General features: G+C 44.5%; 11 protein-coding genes and 1 tRNA gene. 6 read left to right on the top strand and 6 right to left on the bottom strand.

Going from position 1 to position 16,621, the window contains the following annotated elements:
• Positions 1 to 4,458, top strand: coding sequence for a translocation/assembly module TamB domain-containing protein (locus tag B5X60_RS15320; protein WP_245803545.1), 4,458 nt, complete (start codon positions 1 to 3; stop codon positions 4,456 to 4,458).
• 221 nt (positions 4,459 to 4,679) lie between these two features.
• Here the strand turns inward: B5X60_RS15320 and B5X60_RS15315 are convergent, their stop codons facing one another.
• The 3 genes from B5X60_RS15315 to B5X60_RS15300 form a co-directional block, all read right to left on the bottom strand.
• Positions 4,680 to 5,885, bottom strand: a complete 1,206-nt coding sequence (locus B5X60_RS15315) for a bifunctional 3,4-dihydroxy-2-butanone-4-phosphate synthase/GTP cyclohydrolase II (RefSeq protein WP_079703607.1) — start codon at positions 5,883 to 5,885, stop codon at positions 4,680 to 4,682.
• 513 nt (positions 5,886 to 6,398) lie between these two features.
• A complete protein-coding gene (locus B5X60_RS15305) occupies positions 6,399 to 7,832 on the bottom strand; it encodes an LptF/LptG family permease (protein ID WP_079703606.1) in 1,434 nt (477 codons plus the stop codon).
• 95 nt (positions 7,833 to 7,927) lie between these two features.
• Complete coding sequence (locus tag B5X60_RS15300) at positions 7,928 to 8,308, bottom strand: START-like domain-containing protein (RefSeq protein ID WP_079703605.1); 381 nt, start codon at positions 8,306 to 8,308, stop codon at positions 7,928 to 7,930.
• 167 nt (positions 8,309 to 8,475) lie between these two features.
• Here B5X60_RS15300 and B5X60_RS15295 point away from each other — a divergent pair.
• Positions 8,476 to 8,549: transfer RNA gene (locus B5X60_RS15295), tRNA-Met, on the top strand.
• A gap of 174 nt (positions 8,550 to 8,723) precedes the next feature.
• On the top strand, positions 8,724 to 9,110 hold the full coding sequence (locus B5X60_RS15290; protein ID WP_317043761.1) for a GIY-YIG nuclease family protein: 387 nt from the start codon (positions 8,724 to 8,726) through the stop codon (positions 9,108 to 9,110).
• Here B5X60_RS15290 and B5X60_RS15285 read toward each other — a convergent pair.
• On the bottom strand, positions 9,044 to 9,913 hold the full coding sequence (locus B5X60_RS15285; protein ID WP_079703604.1) for a hypothetical protein: 870 nt from the start codon (positions 9,911 to 9,913) through the stop codon (positions 9,044 to 9,046). The genes B5X60_RS15290 and B5X60_RS15285 overlap by 67 nt on opposite strands.
• A gap of 250 nt (positions 9,914 to 10,163) precedes the next feature.
• Here B5X60_RS15285 and B5X60_RS15280 point away from each other — a divergent pair, with 250 nt between their 5' ends.
• The 3 genes from B5X60_RS15280 to B5X60_RS15270 all read left to right on the top strand — a co-directional run bounded on the left by B5X60_RS15280 (position 10,164) and on the right by B5X60_RS15270 (position 13,712).
• A complete protein-coding gene (locus B5X60_RS15280) occupies positions 10,164 to 10,712 on the top strand; it encodes a hypothetical protein (RefSeq protein WP_221406268.1) in 549 nt (182 codons plus the stop codon).
• 174 nt (positions 10,713 to 10,886) lie between these two features.
• A complete protein-coding gene (locus B5X60_RS15275) occupies positions 10,887 to 11,369 on the top strand; it encodes a cupin domain-containing protein (RefSeq protein WP_245803544.1) in 483 nt (160 codons plus the stop codon).
• 1,761 nt (positions 11,370 to 13,130) lie between these two features.
• Entirely contained in the window at positions 13,131 to 13,712 is a 582-nt protein-coding gene (locus B5X60_RS15270) for a PAS domain-containing protein (RefSeq protein WP_079703603.1), read from the top strand.
• 104 nt (positions 13,713 to 13,816) lie between these two features.
• On the opposite strand, the gene B5X60_RS15265 is transcribed toward B5X60_RS15270, so the two are convergent.
• The gene (locus B5X60_RS15265) at positions 13,817 to 15,790 is read right to left on the bottom strand and encodes a KUP/HAK/KT family potassium transporter (RefSeq protein ID WP_079703602.1); all 1,974 of its coding nucleotides are present in this window, start codon (positions 15,788 to 15,790) and stop codon (positions 13,817 to 13,819) included.
• Positions 15,791 to 16,054: 264 nt separating this feature from the next.
• A complete protein-coding gene (locus B5X60_RS15260; RefSeq protein ID WP_079703601.1) occupies positions 16,055 to 16,585 on the bottom strand; it encodes a histidine phosphatase family protein in 531 nt (176 codons plus the stop codon).
• Positions 16,586 to 16,621 lie beyond the last annotated feature (36 nt).

Here is a 16,621-nt window from a genome sequence, read left to right as displayed (position 1 = left end):
GTGGTAGTTTTTATTTTTTCACTTCAGTATCGTAGTGTACAGACCTATATAGCAAAGAAAGCTGCTAAATACCTGTCCAAGGAGCTGGAAACACGCGTGGAAATTGGTGGCCTTTACATCAAGCCTTTTAAATCAGTTGTTCTCGACAGCGTGTACATTGAAGACCGGGAAAAAGACACCCTCATTTTCTCTCCTAAACTTACCGTCGACCTTAACATGCTTTCTATCAAGCAGCGGATTGTTTCCATCAATACGATACAAATGGATAACGGTAAGTTCCATATTAAACAGTACCGTGATTCAGCTACCAACCTCCAATTTATAATCAATTACTTTGATACCGGTGATCCTACTCCTCGGAAGAAACCGCGTAAACCTTATAACGTTACGATGGATAAGATCGTCCTGAATAACATTGCATTCAAGTACCAGAACTTTAACAATACCACGCCGGTCGAGGGCGTCAACTTCAATGACATTGACCTGCGTAACCTGAGTACCACTATTCTAGGTCTGGATACAAAAAACCACCTCGTTAAGGCAGGATTCCGGAATCTCACCCTGCGTGAAAAGAGCGGTTTTTATCTTAAAAACCTGACCACCGATGCGACCATCGATACCAACCAGATGGAGTTCAGCAATCTCCTGCTTGAGACACCTACTTCGCGGCTTTCGGATTACCTGTTAATGAAATACGGTTCTTTCAAAGATTTCGGTAAGTTCATTAGCAAGGTGTACATGAAAGTGCATTTCAATAATTCAAAGATAAACAGCTCCGATGTAACCTATTTTGCTCCCCTGCTTTCCAAATCAAATATCATCATGGATGTGGATGGAGATGCTACCGGATTTGTAAACGACCTTAAAGCCAAGAATTTCTCGATCAGGAGCGGACAGGCAACCTATCTGAAAGGCGATTTTAATATCAAGGGCCTTCCCAACCTCAAAAGCACCCGGCTGGATCTGAGATTTGATCAGCTCTCGACGAACAAGAAGGATCTCGACCTGATCATCGCCAAAGCGACGGGCCGCAGGGCATCTATGATCCCTCCTATCGCCTCGAAATTTGGGACTGTTAACTTTAGAGGCAGATTTACCGGTTTTACCAACGACTTTACGGCATCGGGCGAAATTAAAACCCGGCTTGGCCGCGTCGTGACCGATATGAACATGAAGATCGATGGTACCGGCTATCCACGCTACAGCGGATTGGTCAAAGCTTACGATTTTAATCTCGGCGAGCTTCTTGACCGCGGGGACCTTGGCAGAACGACTCTTACCGCAAACATCACCGGCAGCGGTTTCAATGTAAACAGTTTGCAGGAACGCATTCGTGGCGATATCCGGTATTTCGACTATAACGGTTACCGGTACAGTAACATCAACGTGAACGGCAGCTTTAATAACAAGCTATTTAAGGGCCTGGTTAAAGTCAACGACCGTAACATCAAACTAAATTTTGATGGCAGCGTCGATCTGAAACCTAAACTTCCCATATTCAATTTCACAGCTAGTATACTTGGAGCTAACCTGCACAAGCTGAATTTTACAAAGGATACCGTGCAGATCGATGCCAACCTGAAAACTAATTTTACAGGTTCCAACCTCGATAATATCCAGGGAAATTTCGCGATAAACAGCATCCGTATAACAAATCCGGATAATTCCTTTGTGGTGGATTCGGTTAATCTAAGTGCCATTGGCCTCGGTGCCAACCGGGAGCTGAAGATTGCATCGGATATCCTGGACGCAAGTATCAAGGGCGAGTATGATTTGAACACATTCCCGTCCTATTTCAAATCGGTCGCAGCCCAGTATATCCCATCGCTGAATCTTAAATATGTAAAACCGGGCCCGCAGAATTTTGAATTCACGCTTAAGATCAAATACTTTGAGCCGCTCGCGGCCCTAATCATGCCTGAACTGCAAATACCTGAGGGAGCTAGCTTCAATGGGAAATTTGTTTCGGCTGAGAACATCGCAAACCTGAATGGTTTTGCGGAGCTCATTCAATTCAACAAGATCAAGATCAATAACCTGATCATTGATGAGAGTACTTCAGCAGAGGCGATGAATATCTTTATCACCTCTGATCGTATCGACATAACCGACAGCCTGTACATAAAGAATATCAACATTGCGAACATCCTGCGGAACGACAGCCTTAACCTGAACATTAAGTTATCTGACAAGGACGCCACCAACCAGCTGGATTTAAACTCCCTGGTAGAGTTCACATCGAGCGGGCCTGAGCAGGTGCGCTTAAGTGTGCTGCCATCCGATGTGATCATTAACCGTGAAGTCTGGAAGATCCAGGAGAAGGTTAGTTTCAGTTTTGATGAAGGACGTAAACCAAATGAAAAGTTCAGCCTGTTCCGGAGAACGAAGATTACCGGCTTTGAACTCTTCCGGGATAATCAAATGCTGACCATCGACGGCATTATATCAAAAGACCCTGCAGACGAGCTTCTTATAGGGTTCAATAAGTTTAAGCTGACCACATTTAATCCGCTCACTCTGCCCAGCGGTATTGCCCTCACCGGGGAGTTGAACGGTGATGCGAAATTCGCCGGCATCCTGGCCAAACCTGATGTAGAAGCCGAATTAACGATCGACACCCTGCATTACAATAAAGTGCTTATTGGTGATCTCGCCCTGAAAGCCGGTTTTGACAATGCGACAAAGCTGATCAATGTCGATGTCGATATTGAAAACCAGGGTCTGAAAACACTTGAGATTGATGGAACCTATAATGCCAACAGCGATGAGAACAGCCTTGATCTCAATGTGATGATGAATGAGAATGAGGTGGTGATCTTCCAACCCTTCCTGAAAAACCTGGTGTCCGACATGAATGGCAAGGTCTCGGCAAACCTGGAAGTCACGGGCAAGCTTACGAGCCCGAAAATAAACGGTACGGTTGCGTTTAACGATGCCGGCATGATTGTCAATTACCTGAAAACCCCCTACCGGATAACCGACGAGATCAAGGTTGAAAATAGTAAGATCGTATTGAACAGCCTTAAACTACGGGACATAAATAATACCGAAGCGCTTGTCAATGGCACGGTCGATATGGCAAATCCAATGAACCCGGAGATCCAGATCGATATCGTGGCCAACGAACCATTTATGGCCTTGAATACGACAGCAAAAGATAACCCGCTGTATTATGGTACAGCTTTCGGTACCGGAGTGTTCAGCTTCAGCGGCCCGACCAATGATATGCGCATTAATATAGATGCGAAGACGGAAGAAGGTACAGTATTTACCATCCCGCTTAACTCATCAGCAACTGTCAGCAAGAACGACTTTATCACGTTCGTCGCGAAAGATTCTGCATTTAACAAACCTAAGGAAACCTCTTTCAAAGGACTGGTGATGAACTTGTCGCTGCAGGTCGATGAGGCTTCAGAGGTGAATATCATAACCGATCTCGGAAAACTTTCAGGCCGCGGAAACTCCGAAAACCTCAGGCTCAATATTACCAGTCTCGGCGACTTTGAGATGTTCGGCTCTTACCTGATAACCAGCGGAAAGTTTGAGTTTACCGCTCAGGACTTCATTAACAAGGTCTTTAAGATCAATGAAGGTGGTTCCATCAGGTGGACGGGTAATCCGCAGGAAGCAGCTATTAACCTGAAAGCTATCTATGAAGTCCGGGCTAGTTTACGTCCGCTGTATATTGCTGCGGGTCGTCCGCCATTAGAGCAACGCGTGCCATCAGAGGCAGTCATGAACCTTAGCGGACCGCTTTTAACCCCTACCATTGCATTTGATATAAACTTTCCCTCTGACGCCTACATCAAGGATGAACTACAGTCTTACTTTAACGATGTGAACAACGTTAACCAGCAGGCATTGAGCCTTATTGTAAGACGCTCCTTTGCTGAGGGTTCCGGGGCCAGTATTGATGTGATACAATCCACATTCCTCAACGCGGGAACAGAAATGATTTTCAACCGCTTGAATACGGTCATTTCGCAATATCTTAACCTGAATACCGTCGATTTTAATATACGGTCCTTTAATGATGCGAGTGCTACGCTGCGCTTACTCAATGAACGGCTAGTGCTTACTGGTGGTGTCACTGACCGCAGGGCAAACAATGATCCGTTTGCGGATTTCAATGTCTTCGGCGGCTCAGATGTTGCTCGTGACGTAGAGGCTCAATACCTGATCAAAAAAGATGGCTCACTTGTCTTAAGGGCTTCTAACAAGTTGAACAACAGGAACCCATTCCTGAACATCAATAGTAACAGCGATTATGTCAGTGCAATAGGATTAGTATATAGAAAGGATTTTGACGATCTGAATGAGCTTTTAGGGTTTCTGTTAGGCAAGAGCCGTAGTGAAGAGCGCCGCAAAGCGTCTGAAACACCGAAGACGAATTCGGTTGCTACTAAACCGGAAGATGCTATAAAGCCTGAGGAAACTGCAGTGCCTAAGAATGAGTAAGGTAGTTCGAACTTTGGTTGCTTCGCAAGGAATTTTACCACTGAGACCACAGAGGAAAAACACGGAGAACACCGAAATAATCACTAATACTCGCGGTCCATTATTTCATTTTTACTGGTTCGCAACAATTTCTAACGCTTAAGTGACACATATTAAAATTCATACTCTGTGTCCTCCGTGAAAATTCTCTGTGCCCTCTGTGTTAGCTAACCAATATGCGACTAACTGTTCTTCATGATGGTATGTCCCATTTTATCCCGCTTGGTTTTCAGATAAAGCTCATTGTGCTCATTCGACTGGATCTCGATTGGAACATTAGATACCACTTCAAGACCGTATCCGATTAAGCCGGAACGCTTAGTCGGGTTATTCGACATCAGCTTCATCTTCTTGATTCCAAGGCTGCGCAGGATCTGTGCGCCGATACCGTAATCACGCTGATCCATCGGGAAGCCGAGCTGCAAATTTGCGTCAACTGTATCTACCCCGTTTTCCTGCAAATTATACGCATGTAATTTATTGATCAGCCCGATTCCGCGTCCCTCCTGGTTCATGTAGATCACGACACCTTTGCCTTCCTGTTCAATCATCTCCATGGCTTTATGCAGCTGCGGACCGCAATCACATCGGCATGATCCGAAAATATCCCCAGTAATACAGGAGCTGTGTACTCTCACCAGAACCTCTTCATCCTCCTCCCAGCCACCCTTTACCAAAGCAAGGTGCTGTTCGCCGGAATTGATCTGGGTATAAGCAGCCATTTCAAAATCACCCCATTGCGTTGGCAGCTTGACAGCCACCTCTTTCTTGATGAGTGATTCTGTTTTAAGCCTATACGAGATGAGGTCCTTAATACAAATTATCTTCAGATTAAACTGCTTGGCGATGATGAGGAGGTCGGGCAAACGAGCCATCTCCCCGTCTTCTTTCAATATCTCAACCAGGAGTCCTGCCGGTGGCAGTCCCGCCATTTCGGCCAGATCGACCGCAGCTTCCGTATGTCCCGCACGACGCAATACGCCACCCTTTTTGGCAATCAGGGGAAAAATATGCCCCGGACGACCCAGTTCCTCTGGATTAGTTGTAGGATCAATCAGTGCCTGCACCGTTTTAGAGCGGTCGGAAGCCGAGATCCCCGTAGTACATCCGTGCCCGATGAGATCCACCGATACGGTAAAATTCGTTTCAAATACCGCGGTATTATTGCCCACCATCAGGTTCAGGCGCAATTCCTGGCAGCGCTCCTCGGTAAGGGGTGCACATATCAGTCCGCGGCCATGTGTAGCCATAAAATTAATAACCTCAGGAGTAGCGTTCGAAGCGGCAGTCAGGAAATCCCCCTCATTCTCCCTATCCTCATCATCAACAACAATGATCACTTTACCTGCTTTTATATCGCTTATAGCTTCTTCAATCGTATTAAACATATGCTTGGGTGTAAGGCGGAAAGGTGTGCTCCGCTAAAATTGAGGCGAATTTACGGAAATAGTTTGGGAAGAGTATTGGGGGTAGGGAAAATGAGTGGGGAATGACAGAAGGAAGGAGGAGGTAGGAAGCAAGAGGTATGAGGTATGATGGATTTCCGACAAGTGGATTTCCGACGGTTTAAACGCAAAGAGCGCAAAGATGAGAACTCCGATTCAAGCAAGCTGGAACCCCTGGGTTAAATTATCAAAAAGGACACGAAGGAGGCGGAAAGTAATACCTGCTATCAGCTATGAGCTATCAGCTTCTTACACAGCGTTTAGACCATCCAGCACTGATTACCGATTACTGAATACTGATTACCGATTACCGATTACCTGCTATCGGCCGTCAGCTATCAGCTATCAGCTTCCTGCGCAGCGTTTAGACCATCCAGTACTGATTACTGATTACCCGATTACTGATTACCAATTGCCAGCACCAACTACCAGCCCCAAATTCACAATTACCACCTACTAACCAGTAACCTCAGTCTTCTTAGAAAAAACCCTCTTAAAAAATCTCTTATAAAAATCCGCATCAAAAAGCACGGAATCTACAGTTGCTTTATAGGTAAGGAAAGCACCGAGGGGGGCGAGAACGAAAATGGCAATCCACATCCCCATCGCCGGGGACAAGGAGCCGTCTTTCGCGTACTTTTCACCAATGGTTGATATAATGTGGTAGAGCAGGAAGAACAGAACAGACATCACTACAGGTAAGCCGAGGCCGCCCTTACGAATTATTGCGCCGAGGGGGGCTCCAATAAAGAATAAGACCATGCAGGAAACTGCCAGCGTAAATTTCCGGTTGAGCTCGATCAGAAATCCGCGGATGCGAACCTTGTTGTCAGCAGTAAAAAGTTCCTTACGTCCAAGCACATCTCTTACGGTGCGGATCTGGTCCTTTCCACCCGTTACGGCAGCAAGGCGCTTGTCTTTCGGGACAAGCTCCAGCACATCTTTATACTTCCCCTTCAATACAACCGGAGCTTTGGGGCTTAGGGAATCGGTCCTGTAAGTTTTGGCCAGCAGGGATATATCTTTATACGTTGATCGGAGGTTACTATCCCCTTTTACTTCGAATGAATCGCGGTACATTTTCAGCTGATTCAGACTCATCATTTGGTAATTCGATTTAAAAAGATCTTCGTCTGTGCGTTTCAACGCGAAACTGGAAAGATCGAATTTCTGCTCGGTTTCTTTAAATTCTGTACGCATCAGGCGCTGCCTTGGATTATAGGTCCCGCTTGTTCCGGGGGTTTCCTCATACCGCATCCCGTCCTTCAGCTTTAATATCAGCATCTGGTTGTCGTCGGTCATGTACATATTACCCTCCTTTGCAAGCACCACATTGAGGTTACCATTACTGGTATTGCGGTCATATATCCTGACATCATGAAGGGTCTGATCCTCATCTTTCTTTTTCACCCGAATGGCATAACCGGGGATGCTGTTATTAAATATCCCTTCCTTAATGAGGAAAGCCGCCTTTTGATTCCTAACGTCGTACAATAGTGAACCCATCTTCAGATTCGCCTTGGGCAGCATATAGTCAGAAAACAGGAAAGCGCCGATACTCAATATTCCCACGGATATGATCAGCGGCATCATGGCCTTTTGCAGGGAAATACCTGCCGACTTAATAGCAACCAGCTCGTAGTTTTCGCCGAGGCTGCCGAAGGTCATGATAGAAGATAGCAGGATTGCAAGGGGCAGTGCCATGGCTACATTGGTAGCGGAGGCATACATCAGGAGCTGTAAAATTACGTACCATTCAAAGCCCTTACCGATCAGGTCGTCGATGTATTTGAATAAAAATAACATCAACAGGATGAACATTACGATGAAAAAAGTAACGATAAAAGGCCTGATAAAGGCTTTTAACACTAATACATGTACTTTCTTCATGGATTGGCTATTGTACGTTAAGCAAATGCAAAGATCATGGTGCAGCAAAAGCCGCCCATAATAGTTCAGTCACAAAAATACAGAAAATTTAATCCTTATGCTCCTAAGACGCTTACCAGGTATTGGATTTGATTATCCCAGATGAGCTTCCGGTCCTGCAGGGTATCATCAGTGGCAAAGTCGGTTATGGAAAGAGCAACGTCATTCGTCAGCTCATCCTGGACAATTTCCATCTCGAAATAGCAATGCGGCTCATCATCAAGCCATTTGAATTTAACGTGCTTGTTTTCCTTTATAGAAAGAAGTTTGGCTTTTTGCTGCTCACCATCCCAGGTAAAGGTGTATACCTGATCGCGATAGTTCACATCATCAGCAAACCATTGAGCCAGGCCATTAGGTTCGTTTAGGAAACCAAACAATATTTTAGGAGATGATTTTACTTCATACTCAACATTAAACTTCTTCTTTTCTGACATTCCTATAAATATTTACTCGCTTGAGGCGTTTTTTTTGATGATTAGTTTCTAAAGAAAAGTAATTTCCTCTATATTTGCAACTCTCTTTTAAGAGGGTGTTGGCAAGCAATATAATCGTTGTAAACGACAAACAAATAAAAGTTAGAAGATTGTTTAAAAATAATTTTGGCGGGGTAGCTCAGATGGTTAGAGCGCAGGATTCATAACCCTGAGGTCGGCAGTTCGATCCTGCTCCCCGCTACATGTAAAGCCACCTTGCGGTGGCTTTTTTTATTGTAACCGTTGGCTCATTACAAAGGACCAATACTATCAAAAATCCTGCGTTTCCCCGAACATTGTACCATCACCTGCCGCGGGCTTTAATCAGGATATGGTGTTTAAAGTGTATATTCTATAGTCAGCTCGCCATAATAAAATCTACATCGGATACCCATCTGATCTCAACGAAAGACTCAAATCTCACAATCACCTTGCAACCAAAGGCCGGACAATAAATTTCCGTCCCTTGGATCTCGTATACACAGAAGAATTTCTGACCAAAGCTGAAGCCTTGAAGAGAGAAAAAAAACTAAAGAGTGCAAAAGGCAGGGATGAGGTCTGGACAATCATTAAGGCTGGAATTCCCGGACAAAGCGCAGTTGTTTTATCCGCATCCGGCGGACGGCTTTCGGTGCTACATAAAAAGGCTCTTCTCAGAGCCCTTTCAGCTTCAATCCTTTCTGCGTGGCAATTACCCTATTTTTCAATCTTAACAACTAACTGCGACGTAAAATCACTATTGTATCCATATAACATGATATGATACACTCCTGCGGCCGGATTTTGAAACACCACAACGTCATCTTCCCGGTTAGGATTAACGCTGGCTTTATCGGCAGTCCAGGAATAAGTTGGCAGAAGTTTAACCGTTGGATCAACACCCTTACTCACAAAAAGGTCAGCAAGATTGTAATAATAAGTGCCGGCAACTTCAGTTGTTCTCACTTCCAAAACCTTTACACCGGTTGGGATAGTAACCTTATATATCTTTTGATCTCCCCGCTTACCATCAACTTTCTCATTCAATAAAGTCTGAGCATTAGTACCCGTTCCCCCTCCCGAACTGCCTGTATTTTTAACACCCTTGTTGAGCGTGTAAGGAGCAGCGCCGTCGGGAGTTATCACAAGTTTATTGTTAACTATTTCCGCAGTACCTCTAACTAAAAATCCAAAACCATTTTTATCTCTAATATTTCCCTTCCATTTATTATTGCCTACTAATTCCATTCCGATGGCGAATGAATCGCCCACATTGGTTCCAGTTTTTGAAATACCGGCAGTAACGTATGTTGCCCTGTCGCCGCTTAGCTCAATCTGCCACCCGTCACCGAGGTCGAATACTCCTGCCCAATAGCCTTCCCAAGCTGCTTCAATCGTATCTTTTACCTTTTTACACCCTGAAAATCCGGTCATTAAAAATACTGCAAGGATAACGACTGGAATAGCTTTAATTACTCTAAAATTTCTCATCACATTTTTTCTGGCAAAAATATATAAGCCGACCATAGCTACCAGACCTTTTATTAGGTATTTTAAAAAAATGACACGAATAAGTTGAATTTTCATGTCAGCACCTTACTGTATCTTGCTAGAGATCTGGCCGGGTACAGTGTGAGCAATTAAATTATCTTGTCCGCTTGCTCGCCGACTGGAAACCAACAGGATACCACACTTGTCATCGCCGTTACTTTCAGAAACGTACGATCCTTATAAGCCCTGTTTACCATAATTTACATAATTTACATTTTTATTTACAACCCAAATCATTCGTTGCAGCAGCAGTAAGCCTAAATTTGACTATTCAAACTCAAAGGATATGAAACATATGAAAAAAACCATTTATCTGCTGATCTTACCCATGCTTGTGGTAAGCGGATTCGTATTTGCCAATCGCGATGATAAAAAAGCCACTAAGCCGAAAGCCCCCACTGCTGCCGAAAAGGAAGCTAGTATAGCTGCCCGAAAGAAATGGGAAAATACCCCAGATGGTATACATTATAAATTATGGGAAGCCTCTCCTGCCGGGAAAAAGGTGCATGCCAGTCACGACAAGATTAGAAAGAACATTAAGGATTTCTCCCCGATGAACGCCGTTGTAACTTCAACAACTTTTAAACGCGACGGAAAATCCGCATCAATTAAATGGCTGATCGTCGAAATTGCCGGGGAAAAATACATGATGCAATTTATTCCTAAGGATTTCGAGAAGTTACAAACCCTGAAAGTTAACGACAGAATCGTGGTAAAAAGCCGCAGCGCGGGTTACTCCCCAAATCATCCCTATTTAATATTATCGGGCGATGTGATTGAGCAGCCTAATAAGGTGCTTTTCAAACGGGATTTTAGTAAGAATAGAGGTTGCTGAGGATTGAACGCCGGGGGATCTGGCAGTAGGTAAAACCACTTTCAAAGCTCACAGGAATGTGGGCTTTTCTTATGAAATGAACCTGGCCGAATGCCTTAAAACTGTTGTAAGTCGTTTCACGCAGTACGATCCATTTGTTCCCACTGTCGAAGGCAATTTGTATATTAAGTCAAAATGCTAATCAACAGACATATCATATTTCAACAATACCAGATGCATAACACCAAGACTATTCTAATCATAATTGCGCTCCTTATTGCAGGTGTATCATCATCACAGGCTCAGACGGATCCCACAAAATCTGATCCCGCTAAATATGTTTTTGAACGTGATGAGCAGGTTATGAAAAAGGAACCCGGCCCACATAAAGGAGGCGGCGAGAGCATAGGTTATACTTTCTTTGATAAAGCGCCTGGCTATCATACCGTATTTAAAAAGCGAACCTTAAAGTCGGGTTCAGCGATCGGATATCATCAACAAACTGAAGATGAAGTATACTATATCATTGAAGGTAAGGGTGTGATCACATTAAACGGCGAGAAATTTCCAGTCAAACCAGGTGATGCAATTTTAACGAGGACGGGGAGCTCACATGGGATTGCGCCGGTGGAAGGGAATGATCTGAGTATGATTATTGTTTATGAGAAGAAGCAGTAAATAAAATTTGCGCTAAAACGACACACTCTAAAGCTGGCCAATTCTGATTCTGACTTGCAGCTAAACTTTTACAGGCAAATCCAAATTTCACGCAGAATTTCTACCCATTTTCTTTACAAATCTCGAAATAAAGCGAATTCTTCATTACGAATTTCATAATTCGGTTAGTGCCGGCCTTGCGAATTTCATAATTCGTCAAGTTCCGACGTTGCGGATTTCATAATTGTGAGTTCACCGGCATTGAAAATTTCGTAAAAGTGCATTCTACATGGAAAAGAGGAGGAATTTTAGTAAATTATAGGGAGGGAAAGGTGAAAGAGGAAAGGTGAAAGAGGAAAGGTGAAAGAGGAAAGTGGAAAGTGAAAGTGGAAAACTGAAAGAGATCGGAGAAATGAGGTTCGATCTGGGGATGTGAAGGGTACGAAAAAGAAAGAGAGGTGGGATGATTAGAAACTGAAATACCTTGATAAAACGGTGAAGGGTTAATGAACAATTAGTGAATCCTAATTAAATGGACCGGAGACACGAGGTATGATGCAGGTAGCAGGAAGCATGAGGGAGGAAAATGGAAACTGTGCCGTTCCGCAAATAGGAACGGTATTCCGGAGTGAATGGGGCGATAGTTCCGCAAAGAGGAATGATTTTGTTCTTCAGTTTTGGGGAGCATTGGGAACTTTGCGCTTGCTAGCCCCCAAATCGAAATAGTTTGTCCCGGACATAAAGACAAAATCGTTCTTCGTTTTTCGACGGGAGTGGAAAATTTGGTCTTGCAGGATGCCATGCAAAAACCTGCAGCTTTTAAGTCAAATTGACTCCATTTTGATCTTCACGGCTTCACCCTTCCTAAGCACTGAGATCACACTGTCTAAGCACTGAGATCACCCTTAGATAAGAAGGCTGGAATCAGTGCGTGTATGTGCAGGTTCTGGAATGAAAGGTGGGGAGGTTTGCGGGTTTTCGCAGGGAGATGAAGTCAGAGGTCAGAAGTCAGAAGCCTGAGAGGGATGGTAGCTATGGGGAGAGCTTAAAATGAACTTAGGGAAGGCCGGGATGAACGGGAGATAAACGTAGGATGATGCCTGCTAAGAAAATTGTACCGGTATGAATATTAAATATAAACCATTTAAATGATTGCTTATGGAGAAGTGAAGAAAGAGGAATGAAGTAAGAAGTATGAAGTCAGAGGTCTGAGGTCAGAAGTCGAAGGAGGGCTCCTGGAGTATGTGGCCACGTACTATTAGGAAATCTTCCCGGGCTTGACGCGGTTTTTCGGGAAAGGGTATAAGCGCCTGGCTCTCCGCCCAGACCAGATCACTGATTACCAATTACTGCTTCAAACGGCAAAGAAAGACCTGCCTTACGGTCAATAGCTTACTGTTGCTTTAAACACAAACACTGGTGCATTACAGTTATTGGGTTCTAATCCCGAATGGTGCCGTTAGTATGGTGAGGTCCGACCCGGGTGGACAGTACACCGAACGCGAAATAGGCGGTAAGTATGAAGACTCTGCTAAAAGTTTATTTTAAAGCCAGGCATTAACCTGTCCGCCGGAGGGCAGGGGACTAATAATCAGGATTATTGCATAGCGTGAAGATAAGGTTAATGGGAACTTCGAAATTGGCATCTAAGTTCATACACTACCGCAAAAATCACGGACCGAACGTATAAACGCGGAATTTCAATCCGCAGCAAACAAAATCACCCTGAACCAGCTTAACCATTTGTATTCGCAGCCCGTGCGACATGAATTTTAATACTGTATGGATACTTCAATTAATGCAATAAACACCTTCCTCAACGATTCCCAATACTTTTACACCATTGCGGTCGACCTGAATAGCGTGTATAGCTACGTCAGCCCTAACTACGACCGAAATTTCAGTTTTGGGAGAGGAACACTCCTTGGTCAATCATTTTCAGTAACCCTGCATCCTGAAGATATCGAAGTATGCGCCGCTGCGGGCTACCGATGTTTGCAGCATCCTGAGGAACTTGTACCGGTTACGCTGCGCAAGCACGACGGCCAAGGTGGCTTTGTAACTACCCGCTGGGAAATGCAGGCTACCCTTGGACCTGACGGAAGTCCAAGTGGTGTATATTGCATCGGCACCAATATTTCAGAACTGGTTATTACAAAAGATAAGCTCGGTCATGCCGAGACGCAGCTCGAAGAGATTGGGTTTATCCAATCGCATGTTGTGCGCAAGCCTCTGGCTAACATTCTTGGACTTGCGACTCTTTTGCAGACCACTGAGCCCAACCCCGAATTGTTAGATCTGCTCTTCACCTCAGCTAAAGAACTTGACCAGGTTGTAATTGAGATTTCGGAAAAGACGAATTAATCTCATTTCGAGCATTAACATTACATTATTTCTAAGCCTACACTATCAGGCAAGATTGATTAGTCAGTCATTGAATTCAATTGATATTTCCATAACCCACGACCTCACTTGCTTACCCTTTTCAAATTGATATTATCCACCGGAGCTACGATCAACGGAAATTTCTCAACGACCACATTACTGGTATCTAAGCCAAATGCAGATGCTTCAGATAGGCTGATATGTTTAATGAAAAAGTGAGTTTTCATCAACACCCGGTCGCGGAAGGATAACTCGTTCTCATTGCTCAGGTATTTTTCCATCACGACAAAAGAGAAATCGCCTGTCGCATTACTTTTTTCAAGACTGTCATACCGGCTGGTGATGTCAACTTCCTTATTGTGCACCAGGTTTTCCACCACTTTGCGGAATAGTAAATTGATACGCGGCTGAACCCTAAAGCCGAGGCGGAACTCTATTCGTATGACATCATTTTCGACAATGTGATCGACGATGAATTCACAGGTGTAAGGATCATCAACCGTATCCACATGGATAAACCAATAAATATCGGCACGCTTGGGCTTCTTGTAGAGAATGGAATACATGGTTTTGTGTTCAATCTCTTTGGGATTATCAGCGCTGGTCAGGTACACTAAGTGCGTTGCATATTTCGGGATACTGGTATCATTGCTAAGTTCCTTTAGCTTCTGCACATAATGCCCGAGCTCGACAAACTCAGTGTATCGGTTTTTGATCTTGCGGGTAGTATACCAGTTGTACATGATATAAAAGAGAATGCTGCCAATAATAACCGTTACATAGCCTCCGTGCGGAAACTTGTCCATATTCGCGGCCAGGAAACTCAGTTCAATAGCAAGGTAAACCAGCAGGTAGAGATAAATCAGAAATGGTGATGTTCTTTTGATGACCAGGTAGTTAGCAAAGAGCAGTGAGGTGGAGATCATACACAAGGTGATGGCAAGGCCATATGCTGCTTCCATATTGGATGCTTTTCCAAAGTAGATCACTATCCCTATACAACCGAGAAACAGTATAGAGTTAATTGCGGGGATATATAACTGCCCGCGTTCTTCCGTTGGGTAATTAATTCTGAGCTTCGGCCATAAATTCAGGCGCATCGCCTCACTGATCAGGGTAAAGGATCCTGAAATGAGTGCCTGGCTGGCAATGATGGTTGCAGCTGTGGCAATGATAATCCCGATATACAGGAACCATCCTGGCATAACCGAATAAAAGGGATTGAACCCTGTTTCGATCATTTCGCTGCTAATGTGTTTGCCTGAATAATGACTCAACAACCAGGCTCCCTGACCGAGATAGTTGATAATAAGACAAGTCTTTACAAAGATCCAGGAGTACCGGATATTCCATTTGCCGCAGTGACCCAGGTCAGAATACAGGGCTTCAGCTCCGGTTGTACATAGAAACACGCCGCCAAGGATGTAAAACCCTTTAGGATATTCGATCAATAACTGTATTCCATAATACGGGTTGAACGCCTTAAACACTGAAAGATCGTCTGAAATATGGAGCAAGCCCAGGGAAGCCAGCATAATAAACCAGACCGACATGATTGGTCCGAAAAACCTTCCAATTAGAGCCGTACCGAATTGCTGCAGGAAGAACAGCACGGTAAGGATCCCAATAACGATGTATATTATGGATGTCTGGGAAATATCAGAAAGTATAGGTACATTTTTCAAGCCTTCGACAGCGGAAGTAACTGAAATCGCCGGTGTGATCATCCCATCGGCAAGCAGCGCTGCTCCCCCGATCATTGCGGGTAATACGAGCCATTTCCCGCGCCTTCTCCTGACAAGTGCGAAGAGCGAGAAAATACCACCCTCGCCCTTATTATCAGCCTGCAGGGTTAGTATGACGTATTTTACGGTAGTCTGCAGCGTCAGGGTCCATATGATCAAAGAAAGCGACCCAATGATCAGTTGCTCACTGATCGTCTTTTCTTTTATGATGGCATTTAATACATAAAGCGGAGAGGTTCCGATATCGCCAAAGATGATACCCAGGGCTATGAGCAGTCCTGCAATTGAAACTTTTGAACGGTTTGTTGACATAATACGCTTGTTAATGCTAGCGATTGTGGGCGGGCGTAGCAGCCTTTGTTTTCCATCAATATCTGACAGGAAATTCGAGGCAAAGCAACAAATTATTTTCAAATATTTCTACGGTATTTGGCAGGGGCTTGGGAGGTTGGAGGTCGGAAGTCTGAGGTCGGAAGTCGGATGGCTAAGTCAGAAAAGCCGAACAGCAGACCCTGTCAACCATCAACCGTCAACTGTCAACCCTCAACTGTCAACCGTCAACCCTCAACTGTCAACCTATTTAACCGTTTTCTTCAACTTCCCATACTGGGTAATCATCAACTGTGTGGAGTCACCGTTTACAGTGACCGCGAAGAGATAATTATAATCATCGGCATTTAGGGGAGGCATGGTGCTCTTGATACCAAAGGCTTCCACCATGTTCAGGACGTTATTCAGATCAGCGACAATCAGCACTGCTCCACCGGTATGCTGGCGGAGTACTGTCGAAGCGAACTCTGCAAGATCTGTGGGATCATATACCTGCACCTTAACACCGTGCCCGTATGCCGAAGGTTCTGCAGTTAGTTTACTGCTTTTTGAGTTGGTGGCGTAGGCAGCGAGCAGACGCTTTGGCTGGAGGAGTGTCGCGAGGTCTCTGGCGCGGTCCTGCCCATCAATTGACAAGGCCGGATCGGCAGAGGCAGGGTCCTTCATATTTTTCTCTGCATGACGGACAATATATACTGTAGTCTGGGCCTGGCTGCTGAATGCTGTTGCCAAAACGGTCAACACAAGGATAAAAGTAAAAATGCGATGCTTATTCATAATGGAAGATTACTATTGCAAATTAAGAAAAAAGGG

This window comes from Daejeonella lutea, from assembly GCF_900168015.1.
Classification (GTDB): Bacteria; Bacteroidota; Bacteroidia; order Sphingobacteriales; family Sphingobacteriaceae; genus Daejeonella; species Daejeonella lutea.
Note: the sequence above shows the minus strand (reverse complement) of the source record. Positions and strands in the feature narration are given on the sequence as shown.

Excerpts from the sequence above, each read along its gene's own strand:
- B5X60_RS15315 (WP_079703607.1), bottom strand. The coding sequence starts at position 5,885 with ATGTTTAATACGATTGAAGAAGCTATAAGCGATATAAAAGCAGGTAAA.
- B5X60_RS15305 (WP_079703606.1), bottom strand. The coding sequence starts at position 7,832 with ATGAAGAAAGTACATGTATTAGTGTTAAAAGCCTTTATCAGGCCTTTT.
- B5X60_RS15300 (WP_079703605.1), bottom strand. The coding sequence starts at position 8,308 with ATGTCAGAAAAGAAGAAGTTTAATGTTGAGTATGAAGTAAAATCATCT.
- B5X60_RS15285 (WP_079703604.1), bottom strand. The coding sequence starts at position 9,913 with ATGAAAATTCAACTTATTCGTGTCATTTTTTTAAAATACCTAATAAAA.
- B5X60_RS15280 (WP_221406268.1), top strand. The coding sequence starts at position 10,164 with ATGAAACATATGAAAAAAACCATTTATCTGCTGATCTTACCCATGCTT.
- B5X60_RS15275 (WP_245803544.1), top strand. The coding sequence starts at position 10,887 with ATGCTAATCAACAGACATATCATATTTCAACAATACCAGATGCATAAC.
- B5X60_RS15270 (WP_079703603.1), top strand. The coding sequence starts at position 13,131 with ATGGATACTTCAATTAATGCAATAAACACCTTCCTCAACGATTCCCAA.
- B5X60_RS15265 (WP_079703602.1), bottom strand. The coding sequence starts at position 15,790 with ATGTCAACAAACCGTTCAAAAGTTTCAATTGCAGGACTGCTCATAGCC.
- B5X60_RS15260 (WP_079703601.1), bottom strand. The coding sequence starts at position 16,585 with ATGAATAAGCATCGCATTTTTACTTTTATCCTTGTGTTGACCGTTTTG.